The organism is Pseudomonas sp. c313 (genome assembly GCF_055407145.1).
In genome coordinates, this window is sequence record NZ_JBUZRD010000035.1 from 1 (window position 1) to 2,189 (window position 2,189).

Genomic DNA, 2,189 nt, shown 5'->3' on the forward strand with positions numbered 1-2,189 from the left:
TGGATACCGACTGCGTGCAGGCGGTAGCTACAAAACATTTCCTGTCCGACTCATGTATCCGCTTTTGATCTGCTTTGGATTTTGATCCGCATGCAAACGTAGTTTGCGTAAATGCGCCCTTGATCCGTTTTTGATCCGCGCGTTTCGTAGAAACACCTAAGCGCGCCCTGTTCAAAAAAGCGGAGGGAAACAGCGAAGGTCAAAGGCCAGAGCAGAGAGGATGCAGAGAGGATGCAGGATAGGGAGAGTGCTACAAAATGTACGCATTTTGAAAACTCTCTCCCGCTGCCGTGGGCTCTTAGTTTTAAGTGAGTTTTGAATTATGAAAACAAAACTAAATTAAGAATTTGATCGGATTCTAAAAAACGAATTGGATCGAAATTGGCTCAAGGGTTGGATCAAAAGCGGATCTAAGGCTCGGACAGGAAATGTTTTGTAGCTACCGCCTGCACGCAGTCGGTATCCACAAAACCCTGATCAGGGCTGTGCCCCGATACCCCGTTGAGTTGTGTACCTGGTTAAAAATCCTGACGCACTTCGTTTGTCCCCCCGAGTTTCACCAGGGCGGAAAAACTCGCCCTGGAGAAACCCGGGGCTGCAGGAAAAAATCAAAACGGAGAGGGGTCAAGGGGACGTGGAATACCGCAGACCGGAACGGGCAAGGATATGCCGCGAAAGCCCCTTGATGCCTCGCAGTGCCCAAATGCTCCGGGCTGGTGGTTGGGGGTGCTCTTCCCCCGACCGCCTGCCACGTGGCGAGCAGTCCCGAAGGGCCGTCGGAGACGATCTGTTTTTGGCTTTTTGATGGTGCTTGGAGGGGTCGAAAAAACGGGCGTCGGAGAGGCCGATTTCCTTTACTTGATACTTAAGGGATAACTCTGGCGACTGAACATAGGCTCTAGGCCTTTAACGGCGTGGCTTTGAAGGGGTTTTGCAAGGTCATTGACCGGGCCAAAAAAAAAGCCCAGCATCGTGGGTCTCTAAGGTCCACAAAGCAAAGGCTTTTCATGGAAACCGTTTCCGATTCCACTTGTCCCCATTCTAGCGAAATTATTGCGCTTGAACAGCCCTGTGATGGGCTTTCTGATTACAGCCCTATGGACGCCCCATGGAACGTACACAGGGGCCAAGCTGATGATGTGGGCGGGATCTATGCCACCGCCCTAGAATTTGAGCGTTACGCGGCCCGTATGGCTGATTGCGGTGGGGTGCTCTTGTTTGGCTGGGATATCAACCCGGCCACGTGGGTAACCTCTCTGCGTTTGAAGCACAGTCATTTTTGCCGGGTGCGTCATTGCCCGGTGTGCCAGTGGAGACGTTCCCTCATGTGGCAAGCACGGTTTCACCAAGCCCTACCTAAGATCGTCTGTGAGCATCCCAAGGCTCGCTGGCTATTCCTGACCCTGACTGTGCCCAATTGCTCCATAGGCGATCTAGGAGCCACTCTGACGGCGATGAATGCCGGCTGGCAGCGCCTTAAAGATCGGAAAGAGCTGAAGCCTGTGCTTGGCTGGGTACGTACGACAGAGGTGACACGCAGCGATATCGGTGAGGCACACCCGCACTTCCATGTGTTGCTGATGGTGCCACCAAGCTGGTTCAGGGGGCAGACCTACGTTAAGCAGGCCCGCTGGGTCGAGCTTTGGCAGGAGTGCATGCGCGATCCAACCATCTCGCCTGCTGGTCAATGGATCGAAGTGATCAAAGGGGTTCCAGCGGAAAGCGGACAATCTGCCTCTGATGCGACGAGCAATGCACTTCAAAAAGCAGTCTCCGAAACCCTCAAATACAGCGTTAAGCCGTCTGACATGACAGACGATCCCGATTGGTTTTTGGAACTCACACGACAAGCCCACAAGCGCCGCTTTGTGGCTACGGGCGGTGCTTTGAAAGACGTGCTCCGGGTCGATGATGAAACGGATGCCGAACTGGCAATGTCGGACGGCACTGCAGAAGGCGAAGACGATGGTTCTCGGTTGGCGTTCAACTGGCGTGAATTTGAGCGCCGGTATCGCCGCGCACCCAACGGCGACAAACCAGCTCGCTGACTCTCAACGGGGTATCGGGGCACAGCCCTGATCAGGGTTTTGTGGATACCGACTGCGTGCAGGCGGTAGCTACAAAACATTTCCTGTCCGACTCATGTATCCGCTTTTGATCTGCTTTGGATTTTGATCCGCATGCAAACG

1 protein-coding gene is annotated in these 2,189 nt (G+C 53.8%); it reads left to right on the forward strand.

The genetic code is table 11. The features are described 5' to 3' along the window. Positions 1–1,007 precede the first annotated feature (1,007 nt). The gene (locus tag ACZRKZ_RS27680) at positions 1,008–2,048 is read left to right on the forward strand and encodes a protein rep (RefSeq protein ID WP_463983195.1); all 1,041 of its coding nucleotides are present in this window, start codon (positions 1,008–1,010) and stop codon (positions 2,046–2,048) included. Positions 2,049–2,189: the final 141 nt, after the last annotated feature.

What these genes read in the sequence shown, in the direction of transcription:
- ACZRKZ_RS27680 (WP_463983195.1), top strand. Translation starts at nt 1,008, where the DNA reads ATGGAAACCGTTTCCGATTCCACTTGTCCCCATTCTAGCGAAATTATT.